The sequence below is a fragment of the Deinococcus pimensis DSM 21231 genome (genome assembly GCF_000519345.1).
In the GTDB taxonomy this organism is placed as follows: domain Bacteria; phylum Deinococcota; class Deinococci; order Deinococcales; family Deinococcaceae; genus Deinococcus_A; species Deinococcus_A pimensis.
The window spans coordinates 14,653-15,412 of the sequence record NZ_KI912654.1; the positions used below are offsets into that span (position 1 = coordinate 14,653).

Annotated in this window: 1 protein-coding gene; it reads right to left on the reverse strand. The window is 73.9% G+C overall.

From position 1 onward, the window contains the following. Positions 1-760, reverse strand: a 760-nt coding sequence (locus DEIPI_RS0114835; RefSeq protein WP_169737123.1) for a phosphoenolpyruvate--protein phosphotransferase, incomplete at both ends; no start/stop codon positions are given.

Genomic DNA, 760 nt, shown 5'->3' on the forward strand with positions numbered 1-760 from the left:
GAGGCCCGTGAGGACGAGGGCGCCCACGTCGTCCCCGGCGGCGCCGCCGCACACCCCGACCCACTTTCCGTGCCGCTCGGCGGCCTCGACGGTGAGGGCGACGAGCCGCAGCACGGCGGGGTGCATCGCGTCCGTCTGGCGGGCGAGCTGAGGGTGCAGGCGGTCCATCGCGAGGGTGTACTGCGTGAGGTCGTTCGTGCCGACGCTGAAGAAGTCCACCTCGGGCGCGAGGGCGTGCGCGAGCAGCGCGGCCGACGGCACCTCGATCATCACGCCGAGCGGCACGCGCGGCGCGCCGAGCTCCTCCCGCACCGTGTCGAACAGGGCGCGGGCGCGGCGGAAGTCCTCCAGGGTGCTGATCATCGGGAACATCAGGTGGATGTTCGGGTGGTCGCGCGAGGCGCGGGCGACGGCGCGCAGCTGCGGCAGGAACAGGTCGGGCCGCTCGAAGCACAGGCGGATGCCGCGCAGGCCCAGGAAGGAGTTGTCCTCGTGGGCGAGCCCGAGGTACGGGACGTCCTTGTCCCCGCCGATGTCGAGCGTGCGGATCACGAGGGGCCGGTCGCCGAGCGCCGCCGCCATCTCGCGGTACTCGCGTTCCTGCTCCTCCTCGGTGGGGACGTGCTCGCGCTCCAGGAAGAGGAACTCGGTGCGCATCAGGCCGACGCCCTCGGCGCCCGCGTCGAGCGCGCCCTTCGCGTCGGCGGCGCGGTTGACGTTCGCGGCGACCTCCACGCGGACGCCGTCTCGGGTGGCGCCG